This window comes from Pseudomonas entomophila L48 (genome assembly GCF_000026105.1).
Classification (GTDB): Bacteria; Pseudomonadota; Gammaproteobacteria; order Pseudomonadales; family Pseudomonadaceae; genus Aquipseudomonas; species Aquipseudomonas entomophila.
The window spans coordinates 1,738,678-1,755,431 of sequence record NC_008027.1 but is presented as its reverse complement, the minus strand read 5'-3'; the positions used below and the strand labels follow the sequence as shown (position 1 = coordinate 1,755,431).

Sequence of the window (16,754 nt, the reverse complement as noted above, 5' to 3'; positions counted from 1 at the left end):
GGTCCCGAAAACCCAGTCGCGGTGTAGGACAAAATTGCTCGCAGTATCTTTTACGCCATGTGTTTAATCAACAATTGCGCCACCTGCACGGCGTTCAGCGCCGCGCCCTTGCGCACATTGTCGGTGGTCAGCCAGAGGTTGAGCTGCTCGTCCTCGTCGACACCACGGCGTACACGACCAACATAGACCACGTCCTGGCCCACTGCGTCACCCACCGGGGTCGGATAATCGCCTGGCTCGACCAGTTCAAGGCCGTCGGCCGTGTCCAGCGCCGCGTTGACCGCGCCCAGATCGACCGGACGACGGCTCTGTACCGCCACACTGAAGCTATCGCCGAAAAACACCGGGACTTGAATGCAGGTCACGGAAATCTTCAGTTGCGGCATGTCCAGCAGTTGGCGCAGCTCGGTGACCAGGCGTCGCTCGACGGCCGTGCGGCCCTGATCGTCCGGCGCCCCCACCTGGGGCAACACGTTGAATGCGACCTGGCGGTCGAAGAAGCGTGGCTCCAATGGCCGTGCGTTGAGCAGCTCGGCAGTCTGGCGCGCCAGCTCGCTGACCGCTTCCCTGCCCTGCGCCGATACGGCCAGGCAGGCATTGACCTGCACCCGCTCGATATCCAGCAACGCCTTCAGCGGTGCCAACGCCACGGCCAGGGCCACGGCACCCGAGCTGGGGCTGGTGATCAGCGCAGGCATCGCCAGGTCCGCCACCCGCTCGCCATTCGCTTCGGGAACCACGGCCTGCGCACCGTCCAGGGCACCCGACAGATCGATGACAGCGCAACCGGCAGCTTGCGCCTTGGGTGCGAAGCTGCGGCTGACGGCCGGGCTGGCGGCGAAGAACACCAGTTTCACCTGGCTGAAATCGAAACTGTCCACTTCGCGCACCCGCAGTTTCTTGCCGGCGAACATGACGTTGCTGCCGGCTGACTCCATGCTGGCCAGCAGGTGCAGGGTCGCTACCGGGAATGCCAGCTCCTCGAGGATCTGCACGAGGGTTTCACCGACAGTGCCGGTGGCGCCGACGACGGCGATGTCTAGGGGGGTGGTCATGGCTTCGGTTCCTTCTGCGGGTACGGCGGGGGCGGCACTTTACTTGGATTGTAGGGCGCTGGGTACCCGGGAGAGGTTTCTGGTGAAACGCGGAGCTTTCAAGGTGTTCGCCGGGAGAGTAGCGGCGCTCGATCTCGAGAACACTGCAAGGCTAACGACGAGCGCCTCCATGCTAATACGCGATCCTCCGTCGAAGACCTTGAAGGCGATGGCAAAAAGGGAAAAGCACAGGCAAAAAAAAGCCCGCCAGTGTGAGAGCGGGCAAGGACCTACGAAGATTCATCTAGCGACCAACTAGCTTCCACGATAGGTCGAGTAACTGTACGGCGAGATCAGCAGCGGCACGTGGTAGTGCTCCTGGTTCTGGTCAATGCCAAAACGCAGCACGACCACATCGAGGAATGCGGTATCCGGCAGCTTCACGCCGCGGGCACGGTAATAGTCGCCAGCACTGAACTGCAACTGGTACACGCCAGTACGATAATCGTCACCCTGCAGCAGCGGCGCGTCGACGCGGCCATCGCTGTTGGTCAGGGCAGTGTTCACCAGCTCCAGCTGCTGGCCTTCGACGCGGTACAGCTCGACCTTGATCGAGCTGCCCGGGCAGCCGTGAGCGGCATCCAATACGTGTGTGGTCAAACGTCCCATTTGCTAATCGCCTCTTGTCGTATGCGTGGGCAAAAAATACACGGCACTCACCGGGCGGCAAGGCCAACGGCGTGCGGAATGGCGCCATTAAGACAGTTTAGCGATAAATTGTACACAATTTTTTCAGCCATCCCGCCTGACCGCCTACCCGCTTCCACTCACCCTCTTATATAAAGCCCACCAGTCTTAAACTCAGGCCGGGTAAAGACGCCCCTGTGATTAACTGACCAATCGGGCAAGTTTCTTGCAAGCCATTCCAAGGCGACAAATGGGAAGAAATGCGGAAAAACAGGCTTACAAAAGAATTGAGAAGTTGTATACAATCAGCTCATCCGGTGGTGCGACATCCCGACGCGGCCCCGCCCACCCCCCGCACAAACGTACAAGAAGGAAGACTGCAGTGAGCGCTGACTACCCTCGCGACCTGATCGGTTACGGCAACAACCCACCTCATCCGCAATGGCCGGGGAATGCCCGCATTGCGCTGTCCTTCGTGCTCAACTATGAGGAAGGTGGCGAGCGCAACATCCTGCACGGCGACAAGGAATCCGAAGCTTTCCTCTCCGAAATGGTCGCCGCCCAGCCGCTTCAGGGCCAGCGCAACATGAGCATGGAGTCGCTCTACGAGTACGGCAGCCGCGCCGGCGTCTGGCGCCTGCTCAAGCTGTTCAAGGACAGCGGCGTGCCGCTGACCATCTTCGCCGTGGCCATGGCCGCCCAACGCCACCCCGACGTGATCCGCGCCATGGCCCAGGCCGGCCACGAGATCTGCAGCCACGGCTACCGCTGGATCGACTACCAGAACATGGACGAGGTGCAGGAGCGCGAGCACATGCTCGAAGCCATCCGCATCCTCACCGAGATCACCGGCGAACGACCGCTAGGCTGGTACACCGGCCGCACCGGCCCGAACACCCGGCGCCTGGTGATGGAGGAAGGCGGTTTCCTCTATGACAGCGACACCTACGACGACGACCTGCCGTACTGGGAGCCGAACAACCCGACCGGCAAGCCACACCTGGTGATCCCCTACACCCTGGACACCAACGACATGCGCTTCACCCAGGTCCAGGGCTTCAACTGCGGCGAGCAGTTCTACCAATACCTCAAAGACGCCTTCGACGTGCTCTACACCGAAGGTGCCGACGCCCCGAAAATGCTGTCGATCGGCCTGCACTGCCGCCTGGTCGGCCGCCCGGCGCGCCTGGCCGCGCTCAAGCGCTTCGTCGACTACGCCAAGAGCCACGAGCAGGTCTGGTTCGCCCGTCGCGTGGATATCGCCCGCCACTGGCACGCCACCCACCCGTACAAGAAAGAGAACGCCTGATGACCGCCTTCAACACCCTCAAGCCCTCCACCCTGGACCGCGCCGCCTTCGTCGAGGCCTTCGCCGACATCTACGAGCACTCGCCGTGGGTCGCCGAAAAAGCCTATGACCTGGGACAACTGGCCGAGCTGGACGAGATCGAGGCGCTGCACCAGCGCATGAGCGACATCCTGCTCAGCGCCAACCAGGCGGACCAGCTGGCCCTGATCAACGCGCACCCGGACCTCGCCGGCAAGGCCGCCATCCAGGGCGAGCTGACCGAGTCGAGCACCAACGAGCAGGCCGGCGCTGGCATCCACCAGTGCACCGCCGAGGAGTTCGCCCGTTTCACCGAACTGAACGATGCGTACAAGGCCAAGTTCCAGTTCCCGTTCATCATGGCGGTCAAGGGCAGCAACCGGCACCAGATCCTCGCCGCCTTCGAAAAACGCATCCACAACGACAAGGACGCCGAATTCAAGGAAGCCCTGGCGCAGATCAACCTGATCGCCCTGTTCCGCCTGCTGCAGCTTTGAGGGTTGTCGCCCGGCCTGGCCCGAGTGCCTGACACCCAGGGCCTGCCGAGGCAAGACGGCCCACCCTATTTCAAGAACAACGAACATAGAAGAGATAACCGCATGCGCACCCTGATGATCGAGCCCCTGACCAAAGAAGCCTTCGCCCCGTTCGGTGACGTGATCGAAACCGACGGCAGCGACCACTTCATGATCAACAACGGCTCGACCATGCGCTTCCACAAGCTCGCCACGGTCGAGACCGCCGAGCCTGAAGACAAGGCGATCATCAGCATCTTCCGCGCCGACGCGCTGGAGATGCCGCTGACCGTGCGCATGCTGGAACGCCATCCGCTGGGCAGCCAGGCTTTCATCCCGCTGCTCGGCAACCCCTTTCTGATCGTGGTCGCGCCCGTTGGCGATGCACCTGTATCAGGCTTGGTCCGTGCCTTCCGCAGTAATGGCAGGCAGGGCGTCAATTACCATCGCGGCGTCTGGCACCACCCGGTGCTGACGATCGAAAAGCGGGATGACTTCCTGGTGGTTGATCGCAGTGGTTCCGGCAACAACTGCGATGAGCATTACTTCCCCGAGGAACAGATGTTGATCCTCAATCCCCACCAATAAGAAAAGGTCGGTCATCACCGTGGTGACCGGCGTGAGGTACATATTGTGGAAGCACACCTTCACGAATGGCTGAACCTGAGCATTCGCTGGGTTCACATGATCACCGGCGTGGCCTGGATCGGTGCATCGTTCTACTTCGTCTGGCTGGAAAACAACCTGAACCGGAGCAATCCGCGCGAGGGGCTGTCGGGTGACCTCTGGGCCATCCACGGCGGTGGTATCTACCACCTCGAGAAGTACAAGCTGGCCCCGCCGAAAATGCCCGAGAACCTGCACTGGTTCAAATGGGAAGCCTACTTCACCTGGATGTCCGGTATCGCCCTGCTGTGCGTGGTGTTCTACTGGAACCCGACCCTCTACCTGCTGGCGCCCGGCAGCACCTTGAGCGGTGCCGAGGGCGTGGCCATCGGTATCGGTTCGCTGATCGCCGGCTGGTTCATCTACGACTTCCTGTGCGATTCGCCCCTGGGCAAGAAGCCCGCCCTGCTCGGTGGCGTGCTGTTCGTGCTGATCATCGCCGCCTGCTGGGGCTTCAGCCTGGTATTCAGCGGCCGTGGCGCCTACCTGCACACCGGCGCGATCATCGGCACCATCATGGTCGGCAACGTGTTCCGCATCATCATGCCGGCCCAGCGCCAGCTGGTGGCGGCCATCGAGAAGAACGAAACGCCTGACCCGGTGCTGCCGGCCAAGGGCCTGCTGCGTTCGCGCCACAACAACTACTTCACCCTGCCGGTGCTGTTCATCATGATCAGCAACCACTTCCCGAGCACCTACGGCAGCCAGTACAACTGGCTGATCCTGGCCGGGATCGCAGTGGCCGCGGTACTGATCCGTCACTACTTCAACACCCGCCACGACAGCAACAAGTACGCCTGGACCCTGCCTGTCGGCGCCCTGGCGATGATCTGCCTGGCCTATGTGACCGGTCCGAAGCCGCTGCCGACCGCCCCTGAGCAGGCCGCCGCGAAGGTCGAGTATCAGCCGCTGCCGGCTACCGCCGTGGGTGGCAAGACGGCTGCCGAACTGCGCGCCGAGGAAGCCGCCAAGCCTGCCGAGGCACCTGCCGCGCAACCCGCCCAGGCCACCGCCCAAGCGGCCACCGGTAGCTTCGACAAGATCCACAACGTCATCCAGGAACGCTGCACCGTGTGTCACTCGGCCAAGCCGACCAGCCCACTGTTCAGCGCCGCCCCGGCCGGCGTGATGTTCGACACCCCGCAGCAGATCCAGGCCCAGGCCGCGCGCATCCAGGCGCAGGCCGTCGCCAGCCAGATCATGCCGCTGGGCAACATCACCCAGATGACCGTCGAAGAACGCAAGCTGGTCGGCGACTGGATCGCCGCCGGTGCGCGGGTCAACTGAATCGCGACACCCTGTTTCAAGACTGTAGGAGCGGCCTTGTGCCGCGAAGAGGCCGGCAACCCCGGCCTCGGCTTCAAGCTCTAAGCAACAAGCAAGCATCGAGCGTTCGATATCACCCGGGGACCTGCCGCGTGGTATCGAGCGCTTGGATCCGAGAATAAAAACAAAACTCGAGGTGCTGCATGTCCGAGTCACGCAAGGCGTACATCCCCGTTGCGCCCCCGCGACAGCCCCTGCCCTTGTTCCAGCTGATCCTGGTGGGTCTGCAACACGTTCTGCTGATGTACGGTGGCGCCATCGCGGTGCCGTTGATCATCGGCCAGGCGGCGGGCTTGTCCCGCGAAGAAGTCGCCTTCCTGATCAACGCCGACCTGCTGGTCGCCGGCGTTGCCACCATCATCCAATCCTTCGGTATCGGCCCTGTGGGCATCCGCATGCCCGTCATGATGGGCGCCAGCTTCGCGGCGGTCGGCAGCATGGTGGCCATGGCCGGCATGCCGGGTGTCGGTTTGCAGGGGATCTTCGGCGCGACCATCGCGGCCGGGTTCTTCGGCATGCTGATCGCGCCGTTCATGTCCAAGGTCGTGCGTTTCTTCCCGCCGCTGGTGACCGGCACGGTCATCACCTCCATTGGCTTGTCGCTGTTCCCGGTGGCGGTCAACTGGGCCGGTGGCGGCCACGAGGCGCAAGCCTTCGGCGCGCCGATCTACCTGATGGTGGCCGGCCTGGTGTTGGCGGTGATCCTGCTGATCAATCGCTTCATGCGCGGCTTCTGGGTCAATGTGTCGGTGCTGGTGGGCATGGGCCTGGGCTATGTGCTCGCCGGCTCCATCGGCATGGTCGACCTGTCGGGCCTGAGCGAGGCGCCGTGGGTGCAGGTGGTTACCCCGCTGCACTTTGGCATGCCGACCTTCAGCCTGGCGCCGATCCTGTCGATGTGCCTGGTGGTGGTGATCATCTTCGTCGAGTCCACCGGCATGTTCCTCGCCCTGGGCAAGGTGACCGACCGTGAAGTCACACCAGGGATGCTGCGCCGCGGGCTGCTGTGCGATGCCGGCGCGTCGTTCATCGCCGGCTTCTTCAACACCTTCACCCACTCCTCGTTCGCCCAGAACATCGGCCTGGTGCAGATGACCGGGGTGCGCTGCCGTTACGTCACCGTGATGGCCGGCGCCCTGCTGATCCTGCTCAGCCTGCTGCCCAAGGCGGCCTTCCTGATCGCCTCGATCCCGCCCGCGGTATTGGGCGGCGCGTCCATCGCCATGTTCGGCATGGTCACCGCCACCGGGATCAAGATCCTCCAGGAAGCGGATATCTCCGACCGTCGCAACCAGCTGCTGGTCGCGGTCAGCGTCGGCTTCGGCCTGATCCCCGTGGTTCGCCCGGAGTTCTTCGCGCAGATGCCGCAGTGGATGGAGCCCATCACCCACAGTGGTATCGCCATGGCCACCCTCAGCGCCCTGGTGCTGAACCTGCTGTTCAACATCCTCGGTGGCGCCGAGCGCGCCGCGCACAACGAGGCCTGTCACCCGCATTGAGTGACCGGGGCGGCACCGGGGTGCCGCCCCACTTCAGACACGCTGCAACCGTTTTGCCGTCGGCCCGCCGGAATGGGCCGCCCGGGGCGCCTGCGCGCCGAAAAAGCCCCAAACAAAAACAATAAGTCCGGGAACCACAACATGAAGCGCATCACCACGTCCGTTCTGCTGGGCAGCAGCCTGCTGGCCGCCCTCCCCTCCCATGCCGGCGAATGGCTGCAATGGCACGGCGAAAGCCTGACCTACCTGTACGGCAAGGATTTCAAGATCAACCCCGACATCCAGCAGACCGTCACCTTCGAACACGCCAACAAGTGGAAGTACGGCGACACCTTCCTGTTCGTCGACAAGATCTTCTACAACGGCAAGGCCGACCCCGGCAAAGGCGTCACCACCTACTACGGCGAGTTCAGCCCGCGCCTGTCGTTCGGCAAGATCTTCGAGCGCAAGCTGGCCTTCGGCCCGGTCAAGGACGTACTGCTGGCCATGACCTACGAACGCGGTGAAGGCGACAACGAGGCCTACCTGATCGGCCCCGGCTTCGACCTGGACATCCCCGGCTTCAACTACTTCACCCTGAACTTCTACGTGCGCAACACCGAGGGCAGCCGCCCGGGCGACAACGTCTGGCAGATCACCCCCGGCTGGTCATACACCATTCCCGTGGGCCGATCGGACATCCTGATCGACGGCTACATGGACTGGGTGACCGACAACGACCAGACCCGTCGCGGCACCTACCACGCCAACCTGCACTTCAACCCACAGGTCAAGTACGACCTGGGCAAGGCCCTGAACCTGGGCGCCAAGCAGCTCTACGTGGGTTTCGAGTACAGCTACTGGAAGGACAAGTACGGCATCGACAGCCGCGGCAACCTGGACAGCAATCAGAGCGTCGCCAGTGCCCTCATCAAGGTGCACTTCTGATAACCTGACCGAACGCCCAACTTTGCAGCACCGTGCTCCAGGACGGAGCACTTGAGGTGCGGCGCGCAAGCCAGTAATCTGCGCGCCCCCTCGATCAGGGCAGGACGGATCCTGCCTGCGTTTACTGACCGCTCAGTCAATGAATTCGGGCGGTTGGCCAACGTGTTGCCAGCCTGAAACACCCTTTTCATCCGTTCAGAAAGACGTCGAGCAGGATGGTTGTGCCCAACGCGGAAAAGTTGGCGCAGCTCTTGCCAAACAGCTGTGGCCAATCGAAAAAAGCTGACCCAAAAGACAAGAATAGCGCTCGAGCGCTGACAACAGATCCAAATCAAGGGAGCGACACACGCAATGCGTACCATCAATAGCCTGATCCTCGCCGGTGGCCTGCTGGCCTGCGGCGCCAGCCAAGCCGGTGACCTGCTGCAATGGCAGAACAACAGCCTGACCTACCTGTGGGGCAAGAACTTCAAGGTCAACCCCGAGACCCAGCAGACCTTCACCTTCGAGCACGCCGACGCGTGGAAGTACGGCGACAACTTCATCTTCGTCGACAAGATCTTCTACCAGGGCAAGAAGGACGCCAACAACGGCCCCAACACCTACTACGGCGAGATCAGCCCGCGCCTGTCGTTCGGCAAGATCTTCGACCAGAAGCTCGAGTTCGGCCCGGTGAAAGACGTTTTGCTGGCGATGACCTACGAGTTCGGCGAGGGTGACACCGAGTCCTACCTGATCGGCCCCGGCTTCGACCTGGCGATCCCAGGCTTCGACTACTTCCAGCTGAACTTCTACCAGCGCACCACCGATGGCAGCCGCCCGGGCGACAATGTCTGGCAGATCACCCCAGTCTGGTCCTACACCATCCCCGTGGGTTCGTCCGACGTGCTGATCGACGGCTTCATGGACTGGGTGGTGGACAACGACGAGAACCGTCGTGGCACCTACCAGGCCAACCTGCACTTCAACCCGCAGATCAAGTACGACCTGGGCAAGGCCCTGCACCTGGGTGAGAAGCAGTTGTACGTGGGTATCGAGTACGACTACTGGAAGAACAAGTACGGCATCAAGGACAGCGACGGTTTCACCACCGACCAGAACACCGCGAGCTTGTTGGTCAAAGTTCACTTCTGACCGTGAAACGAAACAGCGCCTTTCGAGAAGGCGCTGTTTCTTTCAAAACTGTAAGAATTAACCTACAGCCAAATAAGAAACCTCTTACTTAACGTAGACCTTGCCTTCCAAATCAACATCAGCGCACCAGGCAACAACCCTCCCAGCACCACCAGCAGCAACTCAACCTGATGATGTTCAAGCACCCTTCGAATATCGAGCATCAACATTCCGGCATTGATCGCCATCGCTAGCCCGAACATCGCGAAGCACCTGAGCAAGGCTGTTGCAGACAGGTCGAGCAGCAGAAAGCGCACCCCCAGCATGCCCCACGCCAGCGCCGAGATCAGATACAGCGCCAGGTGATAAACGTCGTAGGTGAGAACTTGGCCGAACATGATTTCCTCCCCGGTACAGTTTCGAAATAAATATCTGGCACCTTTAAAGTAGACATCCACTTATAGCCTGCAAAATTTTGACATTTTTTTTGCAACTGGCTCTTTAGTCTGCTTGGCTCTCAACAACCCATATGGACATAGGCCAGTTTCATGCGCACCCCGCTCGCCGCTCCCTGGCGTTTCCTGCTGTTACTCTGTTCGACCTGGTTCGGCATCTTTCTGTTGACCCGTGTGGTCCTGCTGGCAGCCCATGCCGATGAGTTCAGCGGCAGCTACCTGTCGGTGTTCTTCAGCGGCGCGCTGTATGACCTGGGCTTCCTGACCTATGCCGCGCTCCCGCTGGGGCTGTACCTGGCCCTGTGCCCGACACCCCTGTGGCGCACCCGTACCCACCGCTGGCTGCTACAAGGCGCGCTGGCGGCGAGCCTGTTCCTGATGCTGTTCGTCGCGGTGGCCGAGTGGCTGTTCTGGGACGAGTTCGGCGTGCGCTTCAACTTCATCGCCGTGGACTACCTGGTGTATTCCAAGGAAGTCCTGGACAACATTCGCGAGTCCTACCCCCTGCCCACGCTGCTCGGTGGCCTGGCGGTGGTGGCGTTGCTGCTCACCCTGCTGCTGCGCAAGCCCCTGACCCGTGCCCTCGCAGCCCCACCGATCACGGGCCGCCAACGCCTGGCGGGCCTCTGCCTACTGGCGGGCCTGGGCGTGATGGCGGTGCTGGTGATCGACCAACAGTTCCCCCGCGGCCAGGGCGGCAACGCCTACCAGCGCGAACTGGCCAGCAACGGCCCGTACCAGTTCTTCGCCGCCCTCCGTAACAACGAACTGGACTACACCCAGTTCTACGCCAGCCTTGGCGCGGACGCGGTGGGTACGCAGATGCATCAGGAACTGGCCGCCGCCAATACCCGCTTCGAGGCCCGCGAGGCCCAGGACATCCGCCGCCGCATCAGTGCCAGCGGTGAACTGCGCAAGCCGAACATCATCCTGGTGACCATCGAGAGCTTCAGCGCCAAGTACATGGGCAGCAACGGCCACCCGGAAAACCTCACGCCCAACCTCGACGCACTGCGCACCCAGAGCCTGTACTTCAACAATTTCTACGCCACCGGTACCCGCACTGACCGTGGCCTGGAAGCCATCACCCTGTCGATCCCGCCCACCCCCGGCCGCTCGATCGTCAAGCGCATCGGCCGCGAAAGCGGCTATGCCAGCCTGGGCCAACAGTTGACGGCGGTCGGCTATGACGCCGTGTACGTCTATGGCGGGCGCGGCTACTTCGACAACATGAACGCCTTTTTCAGCGGCAACGGCTATCGCATCGTCGACCAGAGCAGCGTCGACGAGCGCGAAATCAGCTTCAAGAATGCCTGGGGCATGGCCGACGAGGATCTGTATCGCCAGGCGATCAAGCTGGCCGACAGCGACCACGCCGCGCAGAAGCCGTTCTTCCTGCAGTTGATGACCACCTCCAACCACCGCCCGTACACCTACCCCGACGGTCGTATCGACATCCCTTCGGGCGACGGGCGCGAGGGCGCGGTGAAATACACCGACTACGCCATCGCCCAATTCCTGCGCCAGGCCAAGGAAAAGCCCTGGTTCGACAACACCCTGTTCGTGTTTGTCGCCGACCACACTGCGGGCAGCGCCGGCAAGGAAGACCTGCCGGTCAACAACTACCAGATTCCGTTGTGGATCTACGCACCGAAAATGATCGCACCGCAGGAAAACCCGAAGCTGGCCAGCCAGATCGACCTGGCACCGACCCTGCTCGGCCTGCTCAACCTGAGCTACACCTCGACGTTCTTCGGTCGCGACCTGCTGCGTGACGACGTGTTGCCACCACGGGTGTTGATCGGCAACTACCAGCACCTGGGGCTGTTCGACGGCAAGGACCTGGCGATCCTCAGCCCACGTGGCGGCCTGCGCGTGCATGAAGATGCGCTGGGCAACAGCCGCGAGACGAACGTGGGTGAGGACAACCCGCTGGTACGCCGGGCGATCGCCTATTACCAGAGCGCCGCCTACGGGTTCAGCCAAGGGTTGCTGGCGTGGAAGCCAGTAGAGAAAGGTGTCGCTGTCAGCCGTTGAGGCCTTGATTCAAGGGCGGTTCGCCGGCAAGCCGGCTCCTACAAGGATCACGCAACGCCTGTAGGAGCCGGCTTGCCGGCGAACCGCTCTACCCGCCTCAGCGAGCAGGCCGCACACCCCGCCACAGCTTGCCCAGCACCGCGACCACGGCCAGCACAACGGCGCCGGCCACCACACCGGCAACACCGTTGAGCACGGCCCCGGTCAGCGCCCCGCCCCGCCCATCGGCAAACGCTTCGATGGCATGGTGCAACGGCGCAATACCATGCACCAGGATGCCGCCACCAACCAGGAACATGGCGGCGGTACCGATCACCGACAGGCCCTTCATCATGTACGGCGCGGCGCGCAGGATGCCGCCGCCGATGGCGCGAACCAGGCCCGAGGATTTCTGGGTCATCCACAGCCCGAGGTCGTCGAGCTTGACGATACCGCCCACCAGGCCATAGACACCGATGGTCATGACGACGGCGATGCCCGACAGCACGACGATCTGCTGGCTCAGCGGCGCGTCGGCCACGATACCCAGAGTAATGGCAATAATCTCGGCGGACAGGATGAAGTCGGTGCGCACCGCGCCCTTGATCTTGCTTTTCTCATACGCCACCAGGTCGACATTGGCGTCGGCCAGGGCTTCCTTGCGCGCCTCGTGCTGCGCCTCGTCCTCTGCCTTGCTGTGCAGGAACTTGTGCGCCAGCTTCTCGAAACCTTCAAAGCACAGGTAGGCGCCACCGACCATCAGCAGGGGGATCACCGCCCAGGGGATGAAGGCACTGATCAGCAGCGCCGCCGGCACCAGGATCGCCTTGTTCACCAGCGAGCCCTTGGCCACCGCCCAGACCACCGGAATTTCCCGGTCGGCGCGCACGCCGGTGACCTGCTGGGCATTGAGTGCAAGGTCGTCGCCCAGCACCCCCGCGGTCTTCTTTGCCGCGACCTTGGTCATTACCGAGACATCGTCCAGTACCGTGGCGATATCGTCGATCAGTACCAGTAGACTGCTTCCTGCCATGTTTGCCTGTATCCAGTGGGGTCAAAGGCCCGGATTCTAGCGCAAAGTCGCTGCCTTGAGCGCCTGTCCGGGGCGGTGCTACCATGCGCGATCCCTCTTGGAGGGCGGCCAGACACGAGGAAGATCCCCGACAATGAGCACCATTCGCGAGCGCAACAAGGAACTGATCCTGCGCGCGGCCAGTGAAGAATTCGCCGACAAGGGCTTCGCCGCCACCAAGACCAGCGATATCGCGGCCAAGGCCGGCCTGCCCAAGCCCAACGTGTACTACTACTTCAAGTCGAAGGAAAACCTCTACCGCGAGGTGCTCGAGAGCATCATCGCGCCGATCATGCAGGCCTCGACGCCGTTCAACGCCGACGGTGATCCAAAAGAAGTGCTGAGTTCGTACATTCGCTCGAAGATCCGCATCTCCCGCGACCTGCCCCACGCCTCGAAAGTGTTCGCCAGCGAGATCATGCACGGCGCGCCGCACCTCTCGCCCAGCCAGGTCGAGCAGCTCAACGAGCAGGCCCGGCACAACATCGAGTGCATCCAGCGCTGGATCGAGCGCGGGCAGATCGCCAATGTCGACCCGCACCACCTGATGTTCAGCATCTGGGCAGCGACGCAGACGTACGCCGATTTCGACTGGCAGATCGCCGTGGTGACCGGCAAGGCGAAGCTGGCCGACAGTGATTACGACGCGGCGGCGGAAACCATCATTCGCCTGGTATTGAAGGGCTGCGAGCCCGAGGCCGCCTGACAAGGCCAATTCGCCAGCAAGCCGGCTCCTACTGTAGGAGCCGGCTTGCCGGCGATGGGCCGCATCGCGGCCCCAATAGCTCGAGCCTTAAGCCGCCACCCCCGCATCCGCCGTCAGCCCCACCTCTTCGATCGCATTGATCGCGCACTGCTCGTCGATATCCGACGTATCCCCGCTGATCCCCACCGAACCCAGCACCTTGCCCTCCTGATCGCGGATCAGCACACCGCCCGGCACAGGCACCACCGGCCGCTCACCCAACCCGTTCAGCGCGGCGTAGAACGCCGGCCGCTGCTGCGAGTCCAGCGCCAGCAGGCGCGAGCCCTTGCCCAGGGCCACCGCGCCCCAGGCCTTGCCGATGGCGACTTCCGGCCTCAGCAGGCTGGCGCCGTCCTCGCGCTGCAGCGCCAGCAGGTGCCCGCCAGCGTCCAGCACCGCCACCGTCAATGGCGCGGCGTTGATCTTGCGGCCTGCGGCCAGCGCGGCGTTCACCACGCCTACGGCGACTTTCAGGGTCAATGCGTTCATGGAAAGGTCCTCTTCTTGTTGTGAGAAGCCCTGAGGGCAGTTGAAAACCGATAGACAGCATAGAACACAACAAAGGCACTATTTGTATACAATTTTTTGGCGCAATTATGACGACTGCGACGAAATGCCGCCTTTAATGGGCATGACCGGTGAGTCAAACCCGCCGACGAAAATGGATTGACCTTTTGCGCCGAGCATGAATACACTCTGCCGCAACGCAAGTTGTATACAATTACAAAATCGATGAGGCACAACCCATGAGCAAAATGAGAGCAATCGATGCAGCCGTTCTGGTCATGCGCCGTGAAGGTGTAGATACCGCGTTCGGCATTCCAGGGGCTGCCATCAACCCGCTGTACTCGGCCCTGAAGAAAGTCGGTGGCATCGATCACGTCCTCGCTCGCCACGTCGAAGGTGCCTCGCACATGGCCGAGGGCTACACCCGCGCCAACCCGGGCAATATCGGTGTGTGCATCGGCACTTCCGGCCCTGCCGGCACCGACATGGTCACCGGCCTGTACAGCGCCTCGGCCGACTCCATCCCGATCCTCTGCATCACCGGCCAGGCGCCGCGTGCGCGCCTGCACAAGGAAGACTTCCAGGCCGTCGACATCACCAGCATCGTCAAGCCGGTGACCAAGTGGGCGACCACCGTCCTGGAACCGGGCCAGGTGCCCTACGCCTTCCAGAAGGCCTTCTATGAAATGCGCACCGGCCGCCCAGGCCCGGTGCTGATCGACCTGCCGTTCGACGTGCAGATGGCTGAAATCGAGTTCGACATCGACGCCTACGAGCCGCTGCCCGTTCACAAGCCGCAAGCCAGCCGCGTACAGGCCGAAAAAGCCCTGGCCCTGCTCAATGACGCCGAACGCCCGCTGCTGGTGGCCGGTGGTGGCATCATCAACGCCGACGCCAGCGACAAGCTGGTCGAATTCGCCGAACTGACCGGCGTGCCGGTGATCCCGACCCTGATGGGCTGGGGCACCATCCCGGACGATCACGAACTGATGGTCGGCATGGTCGGCCTGCAGACTTCGCACCGCTACGGCAACGCCACCCTGCTCAAGTCCGACCTGGTGTTCGGTATCGGCAACCGCTGGGCCAACCGCCACACCGGCTCCGTCGACGTGTACACCGAAGGCCGCAAGTTCGTGCACGTGGACATCGAACCGACCCAGATCGGCCGCGTGTTCACGCCTGACCTGGGTATCGTTTCCGACGCCGGCAAGGCGCTGGACGTGTTCCTCGAAGTGGCCCGCGAGTGGAAAGCCGCCGGCAAGCTCAAGTGCCGCAAGGCCTGGCTGGAAGACTGCCAGCAGCGCAAAGCCACCCTGCAGCGCAAGACCCACTTCGACAACGTGCCGGTCAAGCCGCAGCGCGTGTACGAAGAGATGAACCAGGTATTCGGCAAGGACACCTGCTACGTCAGCACCATCGGCCTGTCGCAAATCGCCGGCGCGCAGTTCCTGCACGTGTACAAGCCACGCCACTGGATCAACTGCGGCCAGGCCGGCCCGCTGGGCTGGACCATTCCGGCCGCGCTGGGTGTGGTCAAGGCCGATCCGAAGCGCAAGGTGGTCGCGCTGTCGGGTGACTACGACTTCCAGTTCATGATCGAAGAGCTGGCGGTGGGCGCGCAGTTCAACCTGCCGTACGTCCATGTGCTGGTGAACAACGCCTACCTGGGTCTGATCCGCCAGGCCCAGCGTGGCTTCGACATGGATTACTGTGTACAACTGGCCTTCGAGAACATCAACGCCACCGACGCCGCCACCTATGGTGTCGACCACGTCGCCGTGGTCGAGGGCCTGGGTTGCAAGGCCCTGCGCGTGTTCGAACCGGCCGACATCGCCCCTGCCCTGCTCAAGGCGCAGAAGATGGCCGAAGAGTTCCGCGTACCGGTGGTGGTCGAAGTGATTCTCGAGCGCGTGACCAACATTTCCATGGGCACCGAGATCAACGCGGTCAACGAATTCGAAGACCTCGCCCTGGTGGGTAACGACGCGCCAACCGCCATCTCGCTGCTGGACTGATCGCCTGACGCCCCCGCGCCTTGCGCGGGGGTCTTCAACGCAAGGAGACGACCTATGCCTCGCTTCGCCGCCAACCTGTCCATGCTGTTCACCGAACAGGACTTCCTGGCCCGCTTCAAGGCCGCCGCCGACGCTGGCTTCAGCGGTGTCGAATACCTCTTCCCGTACGATTTCAGCGCCAACGAAATCAAGCAGCAACTTGAGGCCCACGGCCTCACCCAAGTGCTGTTCAACCTGCCCGCAGGCGACTGGGCGAAAGGTGAGCGCGGCATCACCTGCCACCCGGATCGCGTCGAAGAGTTCCGCGCCGGTGTCGACAAGGCCATCGAGTACGCCAAGGTGCTGGGCAACACCCAGGTCAACGCCCTGGCCGGCATCCGCCCCGAAGGCCTGGACTGCGCCACCGTGCGCAAGACCTTCGTCGAAAACCTGCGCTACGCCGCCGACAAGCTCAAGGCCGTCGGGATCCGCCTGGTCATGGAAATGATCAACACCCGCGACATCCCGGGCTTCTACCTGAACACCACCAAGCAAGCCCTGGAAATCCAGGCCGAGGTGGGCAGCGACAACCTGTTCCTGCAGTACGACATCTACCACATGCAGATCATGGAAGGTGACCTGGCCCGCACCCTGGAAGCCAACCTGAAGCTGATCAACCACGTGCAACTGGCCGACAACCCGGGCCGCCACGAACCGGGCACCGGCGAGATCAACTACCGCTTCCTGTTCGAGCACCTGGACCGCATCGGCTACCAGGGCTGGGTGGGCGCGGAGTACAAGCCCAAGACCACCACCGAAGCCGGCCTGGGCTGGCTGAAGACGCACAACGCAATTTGAGACGCACGCGGGA

Annotated in this window: 16 protein-coding genes; 11 read left to right on the top strand and 5 right to left on the bottom strand. The window is 62.6% G+C overall.

All coding sequences use genetic code 11. The features are described 5' to 3' along the window. Positions 1-50: 50 nt before the first annotated feature. Together PSEEN_RS07870 and uraH are read right to left on the bottom strand one after the other, a co-directional pair. Positions 51-1,055, bottom strand: coding sequence for an aspartate-semialdehyde dehydrogenase (locus PSEEN_RS07870; protein WP_011532947.1), 1,005 nt, complete (start codon positions 1,053-1,055; stop codon positions 51-53). Positions 1,056-1,349: 294 nt separating this feature from the next. Continuing rightward, the gene (gene uraH, locus PSEEN_RS07860) at positions 1,350-1,703 is read right to left on the bottom strand and encodes a hydroxyisourate hydrolase (protein WP_011532946.1); all 354 of its coding nucleotides are present in this window, start codon (positions 1,701-1,703) and stop codon (positions 1,350-1,352) included. A gap of 400 nt (positions 1,704-2,103) precedes the next feature. Here uraH and puuE point away from each other — a divergent pair, with 400 nt between their 5' ends. The 7 genes from puuE (at position 2,104) to PSEEN_RS07825 (ending at position 9,115) form a co-directional block, all read left to right on the top strand. Next, positions 2,104-3,030 (top strand): allantoinase PuuE, encoded by a 927-nt coding sequence (puuE, locus tag PSEEN_RS07855; protein WP_011532945.1) that lies wholly within the window; start codon positions 2,104-2,106, stop codon positions 3,028-3,030. Beyond that, the gene (uraD, locus tag PSEEN_RS07850; RefSeq protein WP_011532944.1) at positions 3,030-3,545 is read left to right on the top strand and encodes a 2-oxo-4-hydroxy-4-carboxy-5-ureidoimidazoline decarboxylase; all 516 of its coding nucleotides are present in this window, start codon (positions 3,030-3,032) and stop codon (positions 3,543-3,545) included. Before puuE ends, uraD begins: the two co-directional genes overlap by 1 nt. A gap of 102 nt (positions 3,546-3,647) precedes the next feature. After that, on the top strand, positions 3,648-4,151 hold the full coding sequence (locus PSEEN_RS07845; RefSeq protein ID WP_011532943.1) for an ureidoglycolate lyase: 504 nt from the start codon (positions 3,648-3,650) through the stop codon (positions 4,149-4,151). A gap of 45 nt (positions 4,152-4,196) precedes the next feature. Next, entirely contained in the window at positions 4,197-5,516 is a 1,320-nt protein-coding gene (locus PSEEN_RS07840; protein WP_011532942.1) for a urate hydroxylase PuuD, read from the top strand. A 182-nt stretch (positions 5,517-5,698) separates the two neighbouring features. Further along, the gene (locus tag PSEEN_RS07835; RefSeq protein WP_011532941.1) at positions 5,699-7,054 is read left to right on the top strand and encodes a nucleobase:cation symporter-2 family protein; all 1,356 of its coding nucleotides are present in this window, start codon (positions 5,699-5,701) and stop codon (positions 7,052-7,054) included. 141 nt (positions 7,055-7,195) lie between these two features. Further along, on the top strand, positions 7,196-7,981 hold the full coding sequence (locus PSEEN_RS07830) for an outer membrane protein OmpK (RefSeq protein WP_011532940.1): 786 nt from the start codon (positions 7,196-7,198) through the stop codon (positions 7,979-7,981). A 351-nt stretch (positions 7,982-8,332) separates the two neighbouring features. Then, positions 8,333-9,115: an outer membrane protein OmpK gene (locus PSEEN_RS07825; RefSeq protein WP_011532939.1), complete on the top strand. Its 783-nt coding sequence runs from the start codon at positions 8,333-8,335 to the stop codon at positions 9,113-9,115. Positions 9,116-9,177: 62 nt separating this feature from the next. On the opposite strand, the gene PSEEN_RS07820 is transcribed toward PSEEN_RS07825, so the two are convergent. Continuing rightward, positions 9,178-9,492 carry a hypothetical protein gene (locus PSEEN_RS07820; protein ID WP_011532938.1) on the bottom strand — a complete coding sequence of 105 codons (315 nt, stop codon included), beginning with the start codon at positions 9,490-9,492 and terminating at the stop codon, positions 9,178-9,180. A gap of 150 nt (positions 9,493-9,642) precedes the next feature. Between PSEEN_RS07820 and PSEEN_RS07815 the strand changes: the two genes are divergently transcribed. Continuing rightward, entirely contained in the window at positions 9,643-11,586 is a 1,944-nt protein-coding gene (locus PSEEN_RS07815; protein WP_011532937.1) for an LTA synthase family protein, read from the top strand. Positions 11,587-11,683: 97 nt separating this feature from the next. Here PSEEN_RS07815 and PSEEN_RS07810 read toward each other — a convergent pair whose 3' ends face one another. Continuing rightward, the gene (locus tag PSEEN_RS07810; RefSeq protein WP_011532936.1) at positions 11,684-12,598 is read right to left on the bottom strand and encodes a DUF808 domain-containing protein; all 915 of its coding nucleotides are present in this window, start codon (positions 12,596-12,598) and stop codon (positions 11,684-11,686) included. A 133-nt stretch (positions 12,599-12,731) separates the two neighbouring features. Between PSEEN_RS07810 and PSEEN_RS07805 the strand changes: the two genes are divergently transcribed. Continuing rightward, positions 12,732-13,343: a TetR/AcrR family transcriptional regulator gene (locus tag PSEEN_RS07805; RefSeq protein WP_011532935.1), complete on the top strand. Its 612-nt coding sequence runs from the start codon at positions 12,732-12,734 to the stop codon at positions 13,341-13,343. A gap of 87 nt (positions 13,344-13,430) precedes the next feature. On the opposite strand, the gene PSEEN_RS07800 is transcribed toward PSEEN_RS07805, so the two are convergent. After that, positions 13,431-13,871, bottom strand: coding sequence for a GlcG/HbpS family heme-binding protein (locus PSEEN_RS07800; RefSeq protein ID WP_011532934.1), 441 nt, complete (start codon positions 13,869-13,871; stop codon positions 13,431-13,433). A gap of 257 nt (positions 13,872-14,128) precedes the next feature. Between PSEEN_RS07800 and gcl the strand changes: the two genes are divergently transcribed. Together gcl and hyi are read left to right on the top strand one after the other, a co-directional pair. After that, positions 14,129-15,904 (top strand): glyoxylate carboligase, encoded by a 1,776-nt coding sequence (gcl, locus tag PSEEN_RS07795; RefSeq protein WP_011532933.1) that lies wholly within the window; start codon positions 14,129-14,131, stop codon positions 15,902-15,904. A gap of 54 nt (positions 15,905-15,958) precedes the next feature. Then, positions 15,959-16,741 carry a hydroxypyruvate isomerase gene (gene hyi, locus PSEEN_RS07790; protein ID WP_011532932.1) on the top strand — a complete coding sequence of 261 codons (783 nt, stop codon included), beginning with the start codon at positions 15,959-15,961 and terminating at the stop codon, positions 16,739-16,741. Positions 16,742-16,754: the final 13 nt, after the last annotated feature.

Coding starts and splice junctions, on each gene's coding strand:
- PSEEN_RS07870 (WP_011532947.1), bottom strand. CDS start 1,055: ATGACCACCCCCCTAGACATCGCCGTCGTCGGCGCCACCGGCACTGTC.
- PSEEN_RS07810 (WP_011532936.1), bottom strand. CDS start 12,598: ATGGCAGGAAGCAGTCTACTGGTACTGATCGACGATATCGCCACGGTA.
- PSEEN_RS07845 (WP_011532943.1), top strand. CDS start 3,648: ATGCGCACCCTGATGATCGAGCCCCTGACCAAAGAAGCCTTCGCCCCG.
- hyi (WP_011532932.1), top strand. CDS start 15,959: ATGCCTCGCTTCGCCGCCAACCTGTCCATGCTGTTCACCGAACAGGAC.
- PSEEN_RS07820 (WP_011532938.1), bottom strand. CDS start 9,492: ATGTTCGGCCAAGTTCTCACCTACGACGTTTATCACCTGGCGCTGTAT.
- gcl (WP_011532933.1), top strand. CDS start 14,129: ATGAGCAAAATGAGAGCAATCGATGCAGCCGTTCTGGTCATGCGCCGT.
- uraD (WP_011532944.1), top strand. CDS start 3,030: ATGACCGCCTTCAACACCCTCAAGCCCTCCACCCTGGACCGCGCCGCC.
- uraH (WP_011532946.1), bottom strand. CDS start 1,703: ATGGGACGTTTGACCACACACGTATTGGATGCCGCTCACGGCTGCCCG.
- PSEEN_RS07825 (WP_011532939.1), top strand. CDS start 8,333: ATGCGTACCATCAATAGCCTGATCCTCGCCGGTGGCCTGCTGGCCTGC.
- PSEEN_RS07805 (WP_011532935.1), top strand. CDS start 12,732: ATGAGCACCATTCGCGAGCGCAACAAGGAACTGATCCTGCGCGCGGCC.
- PSEEN_RS07835 (WP_011532941.1), top strand. CDS start 5,699: ATGTCCGAGTCACGCAAGGCGTACATCCCCGTTGCGCCCCCGCGACAG.
- PSEEN_RS07800 (WP_011532934.1), bottom strand. CDS start 13,871: ATGAACGCATTGACCCTGAAAGTCGCCGTAGGCGTGGTGAACGCCGCG.
- PSEEN_RS07815 (WP_011532937.1), top strand. CDS start 9,643: ATGCGCACCCCGCTCGCCGCTCCCTGGCGTTTCCTGCTGTTACTCTGT.
- PSEEN_RS07830 (WP_011532940.1), top strand. CDS start 7,196: ATGAAGCGCATCACCACGTCCGTTCTGCTGGGCAGCAGCCTGCTGGCC.